The 16,286-nt window shown below is 59.1% G+C and carries 19 protein-coding genes; 8 read left to right on the top strand and 11 right to left on the bottom strand.

What is annotated here, in order from left to right:
* Nucleotides 1–81: 81 nt before the first annotated feature.
* The 6 genes from ACZZ0A_RS01790 to ffh all read right to left on the bottom strand — a co-directional run bounded on the left by ACZZ0A_RS01790 (nt 82) and on the right by ffh (nt 4,273).
* Nucleotides 82–495 (bottom strand): acyl-CoA thioesterase, encoded by a 414-nt coding sequence (locus ACZZ0A_RS01790; RefSeq protein WP_007908981.1) that lies wholly within the window; start codon nt 493–495, stop codon nt 82–84.
* Nucleotides 496–640: 145 nt separating this feature from the next.
* Nucleotides 641–991: a 50S ribosomal protein L19 gene (rplS, locus tag ACZZ0A_RS01785; RefSeq protein ID WP_003175895.1), complete on the bottom strand. Its 351-nt coding sequence runs from the start codon at nt 989–991 to the stop codon at nt 641–643.
* A 45-nt stretch (nt 992–1,036) separates the two neighbouring features.
* The gene (trmD, locus tag ACZZ0A_RS01780) at nt 1,037–1,789 is read right to left on the bottom strand and encodes a tRNA (guanosine(37)-N1)-methyltransferase TrmD (RefSeq protein WP_007908983.1); all 753 of its coding nucleotides are present in this window, start codon (nt 1,787–1,789) and stop codon (nt 1,037–1,039) included.
* Between the two features lie 2 nt (nt 1,790–1,791).
* Complete coding sequence (gene rimM / locus ACZZ0A_RS01775; protein WP_007908985.1) at nt 1,792–2,328, bottom strand: ribosome maturation factor RimM; 537 nt, start codon at nt 2,326–2,328, stop codon at nt 1,792–1,794.
* Between the two features lie 5 nt (nt 2,329–2,333).
* Nucleotides 2,334–2,585: a 30S ribosomal protein S16 gene (rpsP, locus tag ACZZ0A_RS01770; RefSeq protein ID WP_003185073.1), complete on the bottom strand. Its 252-nt coding sequence runs from the start codon at nt 2,583–2,585 to the stop codon at nt 2,334–2,336.
* Between the two features lie 311 nt (nt 2,586–2,896).
* Nucleotides 2,897–4,273 (bottom strand): signal recognition particle protein, encoded by a 1,377-nt coding sequence (ffh, locus tag ACZZ0A_RS01765; RefSeq protein ID WP_007908988.1) that lies wholly within the window; start codon nt 4,271–4,273, stop codon nt 2,897–2,899.
* 210 nt (nt 4,274–4,483) lie between these two features.
* Here ffh and ACZZ0A_RS01760 point away from each other — a divergent pair, with 210 nt between their 5' ends.
* The 3 genes from ACZZ0A_RS01760 to ACZZ0A_RS01750 all read left to right on the top strand — a co-directional run bounded on the left by ACZZ0A_RS01760 (nt 4,484) and on the right by ACZZ0A_RS01750 (nt 8,135).
* Nucleotides 4,484–5,296 (top strand): cytochrome C assembly family protein, encoded by an 813-nt coding sequence (locus ACZZ0A_RS01760; protein WP_007908989.1) that lies wholly within the window; start codon nt 4,484–4,486, stop codon nt 5,294–5,296.
* 12 nt (nt 5,297–5,308) lie between these two features.
* Nucleotides 5,309–6,550, top strand: coding sequence for a CNNM domain-containing protein (locus ACZZ0A_RS01755; protein WP_463542446.1), 1,242 nt, complete (start codon nt 5,309–5,311; stop codon nt 6,548–6,550).
* Between the two features lie 268 nt (nt 6,551–6,818).
* On the top strand, nt 6,819–8,135 hold the full coding sequence (locus ACZZ0A_RS01750) for an MFS transporter (RefSeq protein WP_007908991.1): 1,317 nt from the start codon (nt 6,819–6,821) through the stop codon (nt 8,133–8,135).
* 88 nt (nt 8,136–8,223) lie between these two features.
* Here ACZZ0A_RS01750 and purT read toward each other — a convergent pair whose 3' ends face one another.
* From purT to ACZZ0A_RS01725, 5 genes are all read right to left on the bottom strand, one after another.
* The gene (gene purT, locus ACZZ0A_RS01745) at nt 8,224–9,405 is read right to left on the bottom strand and encodes a formate-dependent phosphoribosylglycinamide formyltransferase (RefSeq protein WP_007908992.1); all 1,182 of its coding nucleotides are present in this window, start codon (nt 9,403–9,405) and stop codon (nt 8,224–8,226) included.
* 100 nt (nt 9,406–9,505) lie between these two features.
* Entirely contained in the window at nt 9,506–9,973 is a 468-nt protein-coding gene (locus ACZZ0A_RS01740; protein WP_123375695.1) for a VUT family protein, read from the bottom strand.
* Between the two features lie 352 nt (nt 9,974–10,325).
* Nucleotides 10,326–10,535 carry a DUF1289 domain-containing protein gene (locus tag ACZZ0A_RS01735; protein ID WP_095112570.1) on the bottom strand — a complete coding sequence of 70 codons (210 nt, stop codon included), beginning with the start codon at nt 10,533–10,535 and terminating at the stop codon, nt 10,326–10,328.
* A complete protein-coding gene (locus ACZZ0A_RS01730; protein WP_007954617.1) occupies nt 10,532–11,056 on the bottom strand; it encodes a gamma carbonic anhydrase family protein in 525 nt (174 codons plus the stop codon). Before ACZZ0A_RS01730 ends, ACZZ0A_RS01735 begins: the two co-directional genes overlap by 4 nt.
* Before the next feature lie 45 nt (nt 11,057–11,101).
* A complete protein-coding gene (locus ACZZ0A_RS01725; protein ID WP_007909000.1) occupies nt 11,102–11,701 on the bottom strand; it encodes a CoA pyrophosphatase in 600 nt (199 codons plus the stop codon).
* A 147-nt stretch (nt 11,702–11,848) separates the two neighbouring features.
* On the opposite strand from ACZZ0A_RS01725, the gene ACZZ0A_RS01720 reads away from it, so the two are divergent.
* The 5 genes from ACZZ0A_RS01720 to ACZZ0A_RS01700 all read left to right on the top strand — a co-directional run bounded on the left by ACZZ0A_RS01720 (nt 11,849) and on the right by ACZZ0A_RS01700 (nt 16,198).
* The gene (locus ACZZ0A_RS01720; RefSeq protein ID WP_414894673.1) at nt 11,849–12,400 is read left to right on the top strand and encodes an NUDIX hydrolase; all 552 of its coding nucleotides are present in this window, start codon (nt 11,849–11,851) and stop codon (nt 12,398–12,400) included.
* Between the two features lie 113 nt (nt 12,401–12,513).
* Nucleotides 12,514–13,029 carry a L,D-transpeptidase family protein gene (locus ACZZ0A_RS01715; RefSeq protein ID WP_007909004.1) on the top strand — a complete coding sequence of 172 codons (516 nt, stop codon included), beginning with the start codon at nt 12,514–12,516 and terminating at the stop codon, nt 13,027–13,029.
* Between the two features lie 287 nt (nt 13,030–13,316).
* Nucleotides 13,317–14,048 carry a GntR family transcriptional regulator gene (locus tag ACZZ0A_RS01710; RefSeq protein ID WP_093436861.1) on the top strand — a complete coding sequence of 244 codons (732 nt, stop codon included), beginning with the start codon at nt 13,317–13,319 and terminating at the stop codon, nt 14,046–14,048.
* A gap of 40 nt (nt 14,049–14,088) precedes the next feature.
* Nucleotides 14,089–15,195, top strand: a complete 1,107-nt coding sequence (nagA, locus tag ACZZ0A_RS01705) for an N-acetylglucosamine-6-phosphate deacetylase (RefSeq protein WP_414894674.1) — start codon at nt 14,089–14,091, stop codon at nt 15,193–15,195.
* On the top strand, nt 15,176–16,198 hold the full coding sequence (locus tag ACZZ0A_RS01700; protein ID WP_414916584.1) for an SIS domain-containing protein: 1,023 nt from the start codon (nt 15,176–15,178) through the stop codon (nt 16,196–16,198). Before nagA ends, ACZZ0A_RS01700 begins: the two co-directional genes overlap by 20 nt.
* Nucleotides 16,199–16,286 lie beyond the last annotated feature (88 nt).

The raw sequence follows: 16,286 nt of genomic DNA, 5'->3' as shown, positions 1-16,286 counted from the left end.
TCGTGTAGTTCACAGCTTTTATGCTCGACACATAACCTGTGGGAGCTGGCTTGCCAGCGATAGCCGCAACGCGGTATCAGATCAAGCCGCAAACCCCGGCAGCACCGGCACCGGTCGCTTGTCGTCGTCGATGGCAACGAAGCTGAACTGCCCGTGAATGGCCTTCTCGCGACCATCACAGCTCATGCTCTCAACAAAGACTTCTACCTCGACCTTGAGGCTGGTGTTGCCGACCTTGATCACCTTCCCGACCAATTCAACGATGGACCCGGCCGGGATCGCATGATTGAAGTCGATACGGTCGGTGGACACGGTCACCAGTGGCAATCTGCAAAAGCGTGTGGCGGTAATGAACGACACCTCATCCATCCACGCCAGCGCAGTGCCGCCGAACAGGGTGTTGTGGTGGTTGGTGGTCGGCGGGAAGACAGCCTTGGTTACGCGAGTCACCGAGAGTTCGGTGCGGCGCTGGATTTCCTGGTCGCGGGTGGTCATGAAATAGACTCGATATCTGGCTTCCGAATACAAGCAAGATCAAAAGATCGCAGCCTTCGGCAGCTCCTACAGGATGGGGGCAGTTTTATTGCGGGCAACAAAAAAGCAGCCCGTAGGCTGCTTTTTTCTGCATCGGAAGCTGGACTTAAGCCAGTTTTTCCTTGATGCGAGCTGCTTTACCCGACAGGTCGCGCAGGTAGTACAGCTTGGCTTTACGTACGTCACCGCGACGTTTAACAGCCATGCTGTCGATCTGCGGGGAGTAGGTCTGGAAAGTACGTTCTACGCCAACACCGTTGGAGATTTTACGAACGGTGAACGCACTGTTCACGCCGCGGTTACGCTTGGCGATTACAACGCCTTCGAACGCTTGCAGACGGGAACGATCGCCTTCCTTCACTTTCACCTGAACGACAATAGTGTCGCCTGGGGCGAAGGTAGGGATTTCTTTGGTCATCTGCTCTGCTTCGAGTGCAAGGATGATTTTGTTGGTCATGCTGTGCTCCTAAGGTAAATCGTTCGATCTACCATCGATACGTTGTTAACTATCGTCCCGCTCGCGGATGTATTCCTCGAGCAGCTTCTTCTCTTCTCCAGAAAGCGAGCGGCTTTCCAGAAGATCGGCGCGTCGTTCAAAGGTCCTACCAAGGGACTGCTGTAAACGCCAACGCCGGATATGCGCGTGATTGCCACTCAGCAACACGTCGGGAACACGCTGATCCGCATACACCTCAGGTCGGGTGTAGTGCGGGCAATCCAGCAGACCATCCGTAAAGGAATCTTCCTCAGCGGAATCCGCATGCCCTAAAGCTCCAGGCAGCAGTCGTGTAACCGCATCGATCAGGACCATCGCCGGCAGCTCGCCGCCAGACAGTACATAGTCGCCAATCGACCACTCTTCATCGACATGAGCCTCAATAAAGCGCTCGTCAATGCCTTCATAACGGCCGGCAATCAGGATCAATGCATCCGATTGTGCCAGCTCGCGTACCGCCGACTGATTCAGTTGACGGCCTTGGGGGGACAGGTAAATCACCTTCGCCGCCTCCCCGGCTGCTGCCTTGGCCTGAACCAGAGCATCTTCCAGGGGCTTGATCTTCATCACCATGCCCGGACCACCGCCAAACGGGCGATCGTCCACAGTGTGATGCCGATCCGTCGTGTAATCCCGCGGGTTCCAACAGGTCAGCTGCAAGAGCCCCTGTTTGACCGCTCGACTGGTGATGCCGTAGTCGCCGATGGCGGAAAACATCTCGGGAAACAAACTGATCACTTCTACGCGCAAGTTAGCCACGCTTAGAAGTCCGCGTCCCAATCCACCTTCATCTCGCCCGCGGCCAGGTCAACGGCCAACACACATTGCGCCGTATAGGGCAACAAGCGTTCGCGATCATCCAGGCTGCCAGCGCAAGGCTTGACTACCATTACATCATTGGCGCCGGTTTCCAGAAGATGATCGACTTTCCCGAGCATTTGCCCCAGTTGATCGATAACCTTCAGACCTTCCAGCTGGTACCAGTAGTACTCGCCGTCGGTCAATTCAGGGAACAGGTTGCGCGGCACGCAGATCTCATAACCGGCCAGAAGACGAGCTTCTTCACGATCATCAAGACCCTTGAGCTTTGCGACCAGGAACTTATCGCTCCCGCGTCCACTGACCAGCTCGACCTGTTTGACATTGCCTTCACGCTTGAGCGTCCAGGTTTTGTACTGCAACAGGTTTTCAGTCGGATCAGTAAAGGAATAAACCTTCACTTCGCCGCGAACGCCATGAACAGAATAAATTTTGCCAATAACGATCAAATCATCGGCAACAGCAGGCGTCGCGTTCATATTGCTCAGGCCGCAGCCTTTGCAGATTCCTTCAGCAACTGAGCAACACGCTCAGAAGGCTGTGCACCAACGCTCAGCCAGTAGGCTACGCGCTCTTGGTTCACGGACAGACGGATTTCCTGACCACGGGCAACAGGGTTGAAGAAACCAACCTGTTCTTTGTGGGAGCCGTCACGCGGGTTACGCGAGTCGGTTACGGTCAGGTGGTAAAACGGGCGCTTTTTGGAGCCGCCAAGGGCAAGACGGATTGTTAGCATGTGAACATCGTTCCTGTAGTCGGTGCTGCAAATCTAAATGCACAGCGGGCATGGGTGCCCGAAAGGCCGCATATTCTAAGGAATATCCGGACTTTTGCAAATGACTTTTTCCGGCGCCTATGGCATGCCGTGCAGATCTGCATATAGAGCCGTCGATGAAAACGGCCAGTCAGCTCCCGCCGAGTGCGGGTTTGCTGTTGATCCTGCGTCCTTGCAGGGTCTGCGCCGGTGCGACGACCGGCGAAGTCTTGGTGTCCTGCCTCACCCGTTTCGCTCACTTTTGACGAGCAGAATGGGTGAGACGGGACACCTTACATTTTCGGCATGCCGCCGCCGGGCAACATACCGCCCATGCCGCGCATCATTTTCGCCATTCCGCCCTTGGCGGAGAATTTCTTCATCATCTTCTGCATCTGCTTGTGCTGCTTGATCAAGCGACCGATGTCCTGCACTTGAGTGCCGGAACCCATGGCGATCCGGCGTTTGCGCGAACCGCTGATCAGCTCAGGGTCGCGGCGCTCGGCCGGGGTCATGGAATTGATGATGGCTTCCATCTGTTTGAATTGCTTCTCTGCGGCATTCTGGGCATTGCCCATTTGCGACAGGTTGACGCCGCCGATGCTCGGCAGTTTGTCCATGAGGCCGCCGAGGCCGCCCATGTTTTTCATCTGTTGCAGCTGATCGCGGAAGTCTTCGAGGTCGAAGCCCTTGCCCTTCTTCAGCTTCTTGGCCAGTTTGTCGGCCTTGTCTTTATCGAGGGTCGCTTCAGCCTGTTCGATCAGGCTGAGCACGTCGCCCATGCCGAGAATCCGCGAAGCGATACGCTCAGGGTGGAACGGATCGAGCGCTTCGCTCTTCTCGCCCATACCGATGAACTTGATCGGCTTGCCGGTGATGGCGCGCACCGACAGTGCGGCACCGCCACGGGCGTCGCCGTCGACCTTGGTCAGGATCACACCGGTCAGCGGCAGGGCATCACCGAAGGCCTTGGCCGTGTTGGCCGCGTCCTGACCGGTCATGGCGTCGACCACGAACAGGGTTTCGACCGGGTTGATCGCGGCGTGCAGCGCCTTGATCTCGCCCATCATCTCTTCGTCGATGTGCAGACGACCGGCGGTATCGACGATGACCACGTCGATGAATTTCAGTTTTGCTTCTTTAATAGCGGCGGTGGCGATGTCGACCGGCTTCTGGCTCAGGTCGGACGGGAAGAACGTCACGCCGATGTCGTTGGCCAGGGTTTCCAGCTGTTTAATAGCCGCAGGACGGTAAACGTCCGCCGACACGACCATGACCGACTTCTTCTTGCGCTCTTTAAGGAAGCGCGCCAGTTTGCCAGCGGTGGTGGTTTTACCCGCACCTTGCAGACCGGCCATCAGAATGACGGCTGGCGGCACAGCGCTCAGGTTCAAATCTTCGTTGGCCGCGCCCATCAGGCTTTCGAGTTCGGCCTGGACGATCTTCACGAACGCCTGGCCCGGCGTCAGGCTGCGCGACACCTCGGTGCCGACAGCGCGCTCCTTGACCGAATTGACGAAGTCCTTGACCACCGGCAGGGCGACGTCGGCTTCGAGCAACGCCATGCGCACTTCACGCAAGGTGTCTTTGATATTGTCCTCGGTCAGCTTCGCCTTGCCGGTGACATGGCGCAGCGTCTGCGAGAGACGGTCGGTTAAGTTTTCAAACATTGCGCGATCCTTTCAGGCCCTGTGTAGACCGGGATAATGGCGGCCCAGACCGGAATCAACATGTGCTCGGCGAGCCTGCGGCGTGGGCAGGTCGCGGATTATAGCGAAGACTGCGGCTGGCGGACACCTCGCTGTCAGCTTCCTGAGTCTTTCGTGCGATGGCGGTTCTATGCCAAACTCAGCCCCTTTCGGGCTTGCCTAACAGGATTTATGCTCCCCTTGTCACCCAGTTTGCTGACCACCCTCGCCGCCGCCCTTCTATATGCCGCTGCGACCCTTTATCAGAGCACCCGCTTGGCCACTGGCGCCAAGGCGAACAAGCGCCTGTTGGTTAGCCTCGGCGCCTTCGCCGTGGTGGCCCACGCCGCCAGCCTGCTCACGCATTTGCTGACCCCGATCGGTCTGGGCCTGGATTTTTTCAGCGCCTCCAGCCTGATTGCCGCGGCGGTCATCGCGCTGACGCTGATCGCCTGCTCGCGGATCCCCGTGGAAAACCTGCTGGTGCTGCTGTTCCCGCTCGGCGCCATCACCGTACTGCTGGCGCAATTCGCGCCGACCGGTACGGTGCAGATCATCGATGAAGAGCCGGGCATCCTCGCGCACATTCTGTTGTCGATCCTTGCGTACGGCATGTTCACCATCGCGGTGTTCCAGGCCTTGCTGCTACTGGTGCAAGACCACCAGCTCAAGCACAAGCACCCGTCCGGGCTGATCAAGAACTTCCCGCCGCTGCAAACCATGGAAAGCCTGCTGTTCGGCTTCCTCTGGGCCGGCTGGACGCTGCTGTCGCTGTCGCTGATCTCCGGCTGGCTGTTCGTCGAGAACCTGTTCGCCCAGCATCTGGTGCACAAGACCCTGCTGGCGTGCCTGGCCTGGATCGTGTTCAGCGTGCTGCTGTGGGGCCGCAACCGTCTCGGCTGGCGCGGTCACAAGGCGATTCGCTGGACCCTCGCCGGTTTCTGCCTGCTGATGTTGGCGTATTTCGGCAGCAAACTGGTTCGTGAATACATCCTGCACATCTGACGGGCGGCATAAATGGACGGTTTGCCCATAGGGCCGATGCTCGCGGTATTTGTCCTGCTGATTTTATGGTCAGGGCTGTTTACTGCCGTCGAAATCGCGCAACAGCAGTTGCTCGCGCAACGCACCGCCTCGCGCGCCAGCGATAAACCACTGGCGAAGCTGAGCTTCCCGCTCGACAGCCTGATTCTCTGCAACACCCTGTGCCGCGCACTTGCCGTGGTGATTGCGACGTTGCTGGCAATTTTCCTCTGCGAAGAAAACGGCCCATGGGCAGCCTGCCTGGGTGTTGGCGCAATACTGCTGGTGTTCGCCGATTATTTCCCGCGCAGCGTCGCCCAACGGTATCCGGATGCGGTGCTGGCATTTGGCAATACCTTGTTGGCGGTGCCGCTGAAGATTATTTATCCGGTTGCCTGGCTGTTCAGCCGCGTCAGCGGATTGCTCATGCGCCCGTTTGCGCGCAAAACCCAAGTGGTGCAGCAGAGCGAAGACGATCTGCCTTCTGATCGTCACGATGATCCCGAGCATCCCGTTCACGCTCACCCGGTTTCCGGTATTCATGCGTTGGACAACATCACGGTCAATGACATTCTGGTGCCACGCAGTGACGTCGACGGCATCAACCTCGACGATTCGATCGAAGAAATCATCGAACAACTGCGCCACAACAAGCGCACCCGCCTGCCGGTGTTTCACAGCGACATCAATCAGGTTGAAGCGGTGCTCAACACCCGGCAGATCCGCCATCTGCTGAACAACGCTGATCTGACCCGCGAAGCGCTGCTGGCCGCCAGTTACGAACCGTACTTCGTGCCGGAAAGCACACCGTTGCAAATGCAGTTGCTGAACTTCCACAAGCAGCAACGGCGCTTGGGCATGGTGGTGGATGAGTACGGTGAAGTGCTCGGCATCGTGACACTGGAAGACATTCTCGAAGAAATCGTCGGCGAATTTGAGAGCGAGCACAGCCTGGATAACCCGCATATTCATCCGCAGACTGACGGGCGGATGGTGATTGATGGCACGGCTTCGATTCGCGAATTGAACAAATGTCTGGGTTGGCATTTGCCGAGTGATGGGCCGAAGACGCTGAACGGGTTGGTGACTGAGGCGCTGGAAACGATTCCGGCGAGTGCGGTTTGTTTGAAGATCGGGCGTTATCGACTGGAGATTCTTGAGACTGAGGAGAACCGGGTGAGCAAAGTGCTGATCTGGCATACCTCGTCTGTGCCTGCTTTGGTGCCGGCCAGGTAAGAGATCAAAAGATCACAGCCTTCGGCAGCTCCTACCCTGCGATCTTTTGCTCTTGTTTGATCGTTAGCCCCCTTCCTATAATCAAATCAGCTTACCCAAGCCCCGCCAAACCGCGTGCTTACCCCGCACCCGACAGGTTTCGGCCATTTCATATGCAATCCGGCGACTGTTCCTACCTGAAACAGCGACCGCGCCTCATCCCACATCCCTGGGTGCTCGACCATAATAATTCGCTCCAACGGAGCTCATGACTGTCAGGGATCACCGCATGACGACCAGTACCGCTTTCAGCGACACCGCGCCTGCCCAACCGACCAACTCCGCCACCCGCGTGGCGACGGCGAGTTTTATCGGCACCGCGATCGAGTTCTACGATTTCTACGTTTACGCCACCGCCGCCGCGCTGGTGATCGGGCCGGTATTCTTTCCGCAGACGTCCGGCACGGCGCAGATGCTCTCGGCGTTTCTTACTTTCGGCATCGCATTTCTGGCCCGACCGCTGGGCTCCGCGCTGTTCGGCCACTTCGGCGACCGTATCGGGCGCAAGTCGACACTGGTCGCCTCCTTGCTGTTGATGGGCGTGTGTACGACGCTGATCGGCGTGCTGCCGGGTTACGCCACGATTGGCGCGTGGGCACCGATTCTGCTGTGCGTGCTGCGCTTCGGGCAGGGGCTGGGATTGGGTGGCGAATGGGGTGGTGCCGCCCTGCTGGCCACGGAAAACGCGCCGAAAGGCAAACGCGCGTGGTTCGGTATGTTTCCGCAGCTTGGCCCTTCGATTGGTTTTCTCGCGGCCAACGGCTTGTTTCTAACCCTGGCCATGACTCTCGATGACGAGCAGTTCCGCAGTTGGGGCTGGCGGATTCCGTTTCTACTCAGCGCAGCGCTGGTGATGGTCGGTCTTTATGTGCGATTGAAACTGCATGAAACACCGGTGTTCGCCAACGCCATCGCCCGTCAGGAACGGGTGAAGGTGCCGCTGGTCGAGCTGTTCAGCCAGTACTGGGCGCCGACACTGCTGGGCGCGGCGGCGATGGTGGTCTGTTATGCGCTGTTCTATATCTCGACGGTGTTTTCCCTTAGCTATGGGGTTTCCACACTTGGCTATAGCCGCGAAACCTTCCTCGGATTGCTGTGCTTTGCCGTTTTGTTCATGGCCGCTGCGACACCGCTTTCAGCCTGGGCTAGCGACCGTTACGGGCGCAAACCGGTGCTGATCATTGGTGGCGTGCTGGCGATTCTGTCTGGATTTCTGATGGAGCCGTTACTGACTCAGGGTTCGACCTGGGGTGTGGCGCTGTTTCTGTGCATCGAGCTGTTTTTGATGGGCGTGACATTTGCACCGATGGGTGCGCTATTGCCTGAGTTGTTCCCGACTCATGTGCGTTATACCGGCGCTTCGGCAGCGTATAACCTGGGCGGCATTGTCGGGGCCTCGGCGGCACCGTTCTTCGCACAGAAGCTGGTAGCGATGGGTGGTTTGAGTTATGTCGGCGGGTATGTGTCGGCAGCGGCGGTGCTGAGTTTGATTGCGGTGCTGTGCCTGAAGGAAACGCGCAATAACGATCTGAATCAGGTTGCCTGACAGATCGCTATCGCGAGCAGGCTCACTCCTACAGGGGAACGCATTCCAACTGTAGGAGTGAGCCTGCTCGCGATGGACGCGACCCGGTTTACAGCTCTACAACAACAGCCTGAGCAGCGCGAGTCGCCTTGGCACGAGCAGCCTCGATCGACTCATCCCGCGCCAGCGCCACGCCCATGCGGCGCTGGCCATTCACTTCTGGCTTACCAAACAGACGCAATGCCGTGTCCGGCTCGCTCAACGCCGCGCCGAGGTTGGCGAATGCGGTCTGCGTCGACTGCCCTTCCACCAGAATCACCGCCGAAGCCGATGGCCCGAACTGACGGATCAGCGGTACCGGCAAGCCCAGAATCGCGCGAGCGTGCAGGGCGAACTGCGACAGATCCTGCGAAATCAATGTCACCAGACCGGTGTCATGCGGACGCGGCGAGACTTCGCTGAACCACACCTGATCACCTTTGATGAACAGCTCAACGCCGAACAGGCCACGGCCACCCAACGCTTCAGTCACCGCTTTGGCAACGCGCTCGGATTCAGCCAGAGCAATCGGGCTCATGGCCTGAGGCTGCCAGGACTCCTGATAATCGCCCTTCTCCTGACGGTGACCGACCGGCGCGCAGAACGTGGTGCCGCCAATGTGGCGCACAGTCAGCAAGGTGATTTCGTAATCGAAATCGATGAAACCTTCGATGATCACCCGACCTTTGCCAGCGCGACCGCCTTCTTGCGCGTAATCCCAGGCTTTCTGCACGTCATCAGTGCTGCGCAACAGGCTCTGGCCTTTGCCCGACGAGCTCATCACCGGTTTGACGACGCATGGGAAACCGAGGTCCTCAACAGCTTTGCTGTAGTCCTCGAAGGTGTCGGCAAAGTGGTACGGCGAGGTCGGCAGATCCAGCTCTTCAGCGGCCAGACGACGGATGCCTTCGCGGTTCATGGTCAATTGCGCAGCGCGCGCGGTCGGGATCACGGTGAAGCCTTCGGCTTCCAGCTCGACCAGGGTGGCGGTGGCGATGGCCTCGATTTCCGGCACGATGAAGTGCGGCTTCTCGGCTTCGATCACGGCACGCAGGGCGGCGCCGTCGAGCATGTTGATCACGTGGCTGCGATGCGCAACCTGCATGGCCGGCGCGTTGGCGTAGCGGTCAACGGCGATTACTTCAACGCCCAGGCGTTGCAGCTCGATCACCACTTCCTTGCCCAACTCACCACAGCCACACAGCAATACGCGGGTCGCGGTTGGCGACAACGGAGTTCCGATACGGGTCATCTCAGGTCCTCAAAGAAGCGGATCATCGAGGAAAGCAGCGCCAGACGCGCTTTCCATGGGGAGAAAGCGCGGCATTTTACATGAACCTGAGGGTTTGGCTTCAGCCGGCGACAGCCTGTTTGCGCTCACGCCAGGCCATGATCAGCCAGACGGCAGTGACGCCGGCGAATTTCGAAGCCAGTGCGGTGATGATCACCGGCGGCGTCAGCAGGTCGATCATGCCGAAGAAGATGAAGGTATCGAGAGGAATGCTCAGTGCCGAACTGATCCACAAGCGGTCGCGCAATGGGCGTTTGGTGATGCTGAACACCAGCCAGTCGATGATTTCCGACACCGCGAACGCCGTGGCGCTGGCCAAGGCGATGGAGGGATCGGAGGTCACGTAGGAGAGCACCAACGCCGCCAGCATCGCCACGACTGCGCCGTGGCCGAAGCGGGTTTGCACCATGTCGCGCAGTATGAAGACCAGACCGCCCCAGGCCGACCAGATGATGTCCAGGTGCGGCGCGGTGGAGAAGGCGAAGTTGATCAGCACAACGCTGCTGATGTAGGCGATGAGGAAAATCATGGAGGCGACCTGTCAGATTGGCGCACAGGTTACTTGACCGGCAAATCAAGAGCTACCCCCTCACCCCAGCCCTCTCCCCCATGGGGGCGAGGGGGAAAGGGAGCAGATCTTCGTTGAATCGAATCCCGAGTTCGACTCGAGAACGCAGGCCGGTATGGACCGAACAATCAACCCGGTCATTCCCTCCCCCTTCAGACGAAGGGAAAGGGAGCCGATCGGAGGCTTTTCAAAACCTGAGTTCGACTCGGTAGCTCAGGTCGATGTAACTCGAACCATCAACTCGGTCAGTCCCCTCTCCCTCTGGGCGGTCCGACGTTTCGGGAGGGCTAGGGTGAGGGCCGTCCCAAGCCGATCACGACTTCGAAGGGATCATCCACACCAACCCACTCGCCTTCGCCCGCTCATGACACAACCCCAGCACCACCCGGCGTTCGTCATTGCTCATGCGGCCCCAGCGGGTGATCTCCTCGACCGTACGCTGGCAGCCAGTGCAGATGTCAGCCTCATCCAGCGCACAAATATTCACGCATGGCGAGGCTACTGGTCTTTCTGGCGTGTTCATTCTTCCTGCTCAACCAGATCGCGGGCATAACGCTGCGAGTTATGCACATAGTGGGCGGCGCTAGCTTCGAGCATCTTCTTTTGCGGCTCGGTCAGCTCGCGCACAACCTTGCCCGGCGAGCCCATCACCAGCGAGCCGTCAGGAATCTCTTTGCCTTCGCCAATCAGCGAGTTGGCGCCAATGATGCAGTTCTTGCCGATCTTCGCGCCGTTGAGAATCACCGCGTTGATGCCGATCAGGCTGTAATCGCCCACCGTGCAGCCGTGGAGCATGGCGTTGTGGCCGATGGTCACGCCGGTGCCAATGGTCAGCGGATAGCCCATGTCGGTATGCATCACCGTGCCGTCCTGCACATTGCTGTTCTTGCCGATCAGGATCAGTTCGTTGTCGCCGCGTAGCACGGCGTTGAACCAGACGTTGGCGCCCTCTTCCAGTTTGACCTTGCCCACCAGCACGGCATTGGGCGCGACCCAGCTCTGTGGGTGGGTCTCGACACGGGCGTCGCCCAAACGGTATTTCATCTTGTCTTCCTCAGCGCCCACGGTGATGGCCATTCGAACGATGGCTCAGGTGTTAATAAAGCTTTTAGGGGGTTGGTGCAGACTGATCTTGGCGTCATAGAGCAGATTGATCAACTCAACGATCATGATCGCCGTCAGCCCCCAGATCTTGTATTCACCAAATCGATAACTTGGCACGTACCAACTGCGGCCCTGATAGTCGATGCGGTGCGTGTGTTCACGGGGGTCTTCGCGGAAGAATTCCAGCGGCACAGTAAACACCGCGGCAATCTCGGCATCGTTGGCCAGATACTCGACAAAATCGGGGATGACGCCGACATAAGGCGTGACCTTAATGCCGTGCAGGGAGATCAGCGGACTGAGCGGGCCGATGATTTCGACCAGGCCGGGCGGCAGACCGATCTCCTCTTCAGCTTCACGCAGCGCGGTGAAGATCAGATCCGGGTCTTCCGGATCGCGGCGACCACCCGGGAAGGCGACTTCGCCACCGTGGGTCGAAAGCCCGCTGGCGCGCAGGGTCAGTACCAGTTCCGGTTGGTCACTGCGGGTGATCGGCACCAGAACGGCGGCCTCGGGGAAACGTGTGTCAGTCTCCAGCGTGCGCGGTGTGTGGTTGCTTACCCTATGCAGTAGCTCGTCCAGCATGAGTGTTCTCGATCTGTGCCTTACTCTGCATCATGCACCAATCGTTGCGAGCGCCCAAGCCCCCGAAACCCGTCGTGTCGCGAAACGACAACTTGCCGACCGACACCGCTGCACGCCAAGATAGGCGCAGCATTCAGGAAGCCCAGCATGAAATTTTGCAGCCACTGCGGTAACCCGGTCACCCAACGCATTCCCGAAGGCGATTCGCGGCTGCGATTTGTCTGTGACAGCTGTCAGACCATTCACTATCAGAACCCCAATATCGTCGCCGGTTGCGTACCGACCTGGGGTACAAAAGTGTTGCTCTGCCGCCGCGCCATCGAGCCGCGCCTCGGTTACTGGACCTTGCCCGCCGGTTTCATGGAGAACGGCGAGACCATCGAACAGGCCGCCGTACGCGAAACTGCCGAGGAAGCCTGCGCCCGCGTGCGCAACCTGAGCATCTACACATTGATCGATGTGCCGCACATCAGTCAGGTGCATGTGTTCTTCCGCGCCGAGCTGGTCGATCTGGACTTCGCCGCCGGCCCCGAGAGCCTCGAAGTGCAACTATTCGACGAAGCCGACATTCCCTGGGACGAGCTGGCTTTCCGCACGGTGGGGCGTACCTTAGAATGCTTCTTCGCTGATCGGCGTATCGAGGTGTATCCGGTTCGGTCGGAATCGATTCCTCCGTTGGCGCAGCCGGTCATTATTTAATCAAGACATTGGCGTGATGGCCGACAAAAAGATCGCAGCCTTCGGCAGCTCCTACATGCACACATACATATAAAATGTTGGTTATCTGCGTCACTCCCTGGGGAATCGTTTCAATGCGCTGGTTGCTTGCCCTGTTTTGCCTGTCGTTCGTTACCGTCTCCCAAGCGTCATTCGTGACCACCGTGACGCCTTCGAATACCCCGCTCATCGAGAAAGTCCTGGTGCTCAAAGCGGCTCATCAACTGCAGTTGATCGCTGACGGCAAGCCGCTGAAGACCTATCGCATTTCGCTGGGCAAAGGCGCGAAGAAAGGCCCGAAACTGATAGAGGGTGACAAGCGCACGCCAGAAGGTTTCTATTGGATCGACTGGCGCAAGACCAGCGACAAATTCAACCTGTCGATGCACATTTCCTACCCGAACATCAGCGATTCGGCCCGCGCCCGACGTGAAGGCGTCGAGCCCGGCGGCATGATCATGATCCACGGCACGCCGGATTCGGAAGAAACCCCGGAAGACCTGTTCCACACCCTCGACTGGACTGACGGCTGCGTCGCCATGCGTAACGTCGACATGCGCGAAGTGTGGAATCTGGTGCCGGACGGCACGATGGTCGAAATCCGCCCTTAACTTCCTCACGACCATTGGTCGGCATTAAAAAATAAATCAAAAAGATCGCAGCCTGCGGCAGCTCCTACAAGGGTGATACCACTCTCAACTGTAGGAGCTGCCGCAGGCTGCGATCTTTTGCTTTTCCTGGCCAACCACTAATACCACTTGAAACCACACCCCCTGAATACCGCCAATTCATTAGATATGGCGCTGTTTCATCGCGTTGACATGGTATTCAAGTGGTATTAATTTCCGCCCCACAAGCGAGCCACAACAATCCTATACTCGCGACGGAAATGCCCTACATGAACGACCTCCATACCTTACGCCCGGACGACTCTCAGCCGACGCCGCTGTACCTGCAACTGGCACGCAATCTGGAAGCAGCGATTCATGCCGGGCAGTGGAAGTCCGAGCAGGCGATGCCCTCGGAACGCAACCTCAGCGAGCAACTGGGCATTTCCCGGGTGACTGCGCGCAAGGCATTGGAAGTCCTCCTCGATCAAGGCCTGATCCGTCGCCTGCAAGGTTCCGGCACGTTCATCACCCCACGCCTCGAACAACCGCTATCGCGCCTCTCCGGTTTCAGCGAGATGCTGCGCCTCAAGGGCTTCGTGCCCAGCTCGCAATGGCTGGAACGCGAAATCACCCTGCCGACTCATGAAGAATTGATCCGCCTCAGCCTGTCGCCGAACGACAAGGTTGCGCGCATGAAGCGTCTGCGCAAAGCCGATGACACGGTCATGGCGATCGAAATGAGCACCCTGCCCGCCTCGATCATGCCCAAGCCGCAACTGGTCGGCGATTCGCTCTACGAATACCTCGACGGCATCGGCAAACCGATCGTCCGCGCCTTGCAGCACATTCAGGCGATCAACGCCTCGGACGAATTCGCCGCGCTGGTCGGCATCGCTCCCGGTACCGCGATGCTGCTGATGACCCGGGTCGGTTATCTGGAAGACAACACGCCGATCGAAGTCACCGACACCTATTGCCGCAACGACTACTACGACTTTGTTGCAGAGCTTCGTAGATAAAGAGCTGCGCCGCTGAGAGCGGCCCAAAGCGAGAACCAAAATGTCCGAAGACAATATCCTCACCGCCAGCGGCTGGGTTCGCGGCCGGCTGATCCACGAACACGGCAAAGTCGTGTCGATCGAAGGCGTGCCTTGCGATCCGGCAACTAATGACCTGCCGTATCTGCTGCCCGGTTTCATCGACCTGCACGTCCATGGCGGCGGCGGCAAAGACATCATGGAAGGCACCAGCGCTTTCGAAACCATCACCAGAACCCACGTGCGTTTCGGCACCACTTCGCTGCTGGCCACCACCATGACGGCGCCGAGTGCCGAGATCTCCAGCGTCCTGAAGGAAGTAGGAGAGTTCTGCGAACAGCGTCCGAAAGGTGCCGCGCGGGTCCTCGGCGTACACCTCGAAGGCCCGTACATCAACCCGGGAAAACTCGGTGCGCAACCGAACTTCGCCCACACCGCGTTGATGGCCGAAGTCGAAGAGTACCTGGCACTGGCGCCGATCCGGGTGATCACCATCGCCCCGGAAATCGCCGGTCATGACGGTTTGATCCGTGAGCTGAGCAGCCGTGGCGTGCGCATGCAGATCGGCCACACCCTCGGCAGTTACGAGGAAGGTGTCGCCGCTCTGGATGCCGGCGCAACCAGTTTCACCCATCTATATAACGCCATGAGCCCGCTGCATCACCGCGAGCCGGGCATCGTCGGCGCCGCATTGGCCCACGCCAAATTCGCCGAGTTGATTCCGGATCTGCTGCACGTGCATCCCGGTGCCATTCGCGTGGCCCTGCGTTCGATCCCGTGCCTGTATTGCGTCACCGATTCGACCGCTGCCGCCGGCATGCCCGACGGTGAATACAAACTCGGCAGCCACACCGTGACCAAATGCCTGGGCGGCGTGCGCCTGCCGGACGGCACTTTGGCTGGCAGCACCCTGACCATGGATCAGGCCCTGCGCAATCTGGTGAAGATCGGTTTGCCGATCGCCGAAGCCTCACAACGTCTTTCGCAATTCCCCGCCGACTACCTCGGCATTACTGAACGCGGGCGCCTTGCACCAGGTGCCTGGGCCGACTGCGTGCGGCTCGATCGCTCACTCACACTGACCGCCGTCATGGTCGAAGGAGAAGACATTGACTTCAAAAATGCTTGAGGAGGCGCTGTCCTCGTTTGAGGCCGTGCAAGCCCAACTGCAACAGCTCGACCCGCAGATGATCGAGATCGCCGGGCGCCTGCGCCGGCAGCCGCCGCAAGTGGCAATGACTGTCGCTCGCGGCAGTTCCGACCACGCGGCGAGCTACTTCGCCTACCTGACCATGCAGCAACTGGGTGTGCCGGTGGCGTCGTTGCCGATGTCGGTGGTGACCATGCAGCAGGCGCCGTTGAAGGTCAGCGGTCAGGTCGCGTTCGCCTTTTCGCAATCGGGACAGAGCCCGGACCTGGTCAACAGTCTGCGTCTGTTGCGCAAGCGTGGCGCGCTGAGCGTGTCGATGGTCAACGCCGCCGATTCGCCACTGGAAGCGGCGTGTGAATTCAGCCTGCCGCTGCTCGCCGGGACTGAAAGCAGCGTCGCCGCGACCAAGAGTTTTATCGCCACCCTCAGCGCCAGCGCCCGCTTGATCGCGCACTGGAAAGAGGACAGCGAATTGCTGGAGGCCGGCAACGCCCTGCCTGAAGGTCTGCGCGAAGCGGCGAAACAGGACTGGAGTGTGGCTATCGAAGCCCTGCGCGATTGCGAGCGCTTGATGGTAATCGGCCGTGGTGCCGGTTTCGCCATCGCTCAAGAGGCAGCGCTGAAATTCAAGGAAACCTCGGCAATTCAAGCCGAAGCGTTCAGCAGCGCCGAAGTCCGTCACGGCCCGATGGCGCTGATCGACGAACACTATCCATTGCTGGTTTTCGCTCCACGCGGCGCCGAACAGGCCGGCCTGCTGAGCCTCGCCGCAGAGATGCGCCAACGCGGCGCCCGCGTGTTGCTGGCCGCGCCGGACGATGTGAGCGAACGCGATCTGACCCTGACCCGCGCCGAACACCCGGCCCTTGATCCGATTCTGGCGATCCAGAGTTTCTACGTGATGGCCGCAGGTCTGGCCGTGGCCCGTGGCATGGACCCGGATCAGCCGCGCCACCTGAGCAAAGTGACCCGCACGCACTAATTGAAGCAAGCCTGTAGGAGCTGCCGAAGGCTGCGATCTTTTGATTTTGATCCAAAAAAACAAGATCAAAAGATCGCAGCCTTCGGCA

The organism is Pseudomonas sp. AC242 (genome assembly GCF_979258655.1).
The sequence above is the reverse complement of the archived record's forward strand: the minus strand, read 5'-3'. Positions and strand labels throughout refer to the sequence as shown.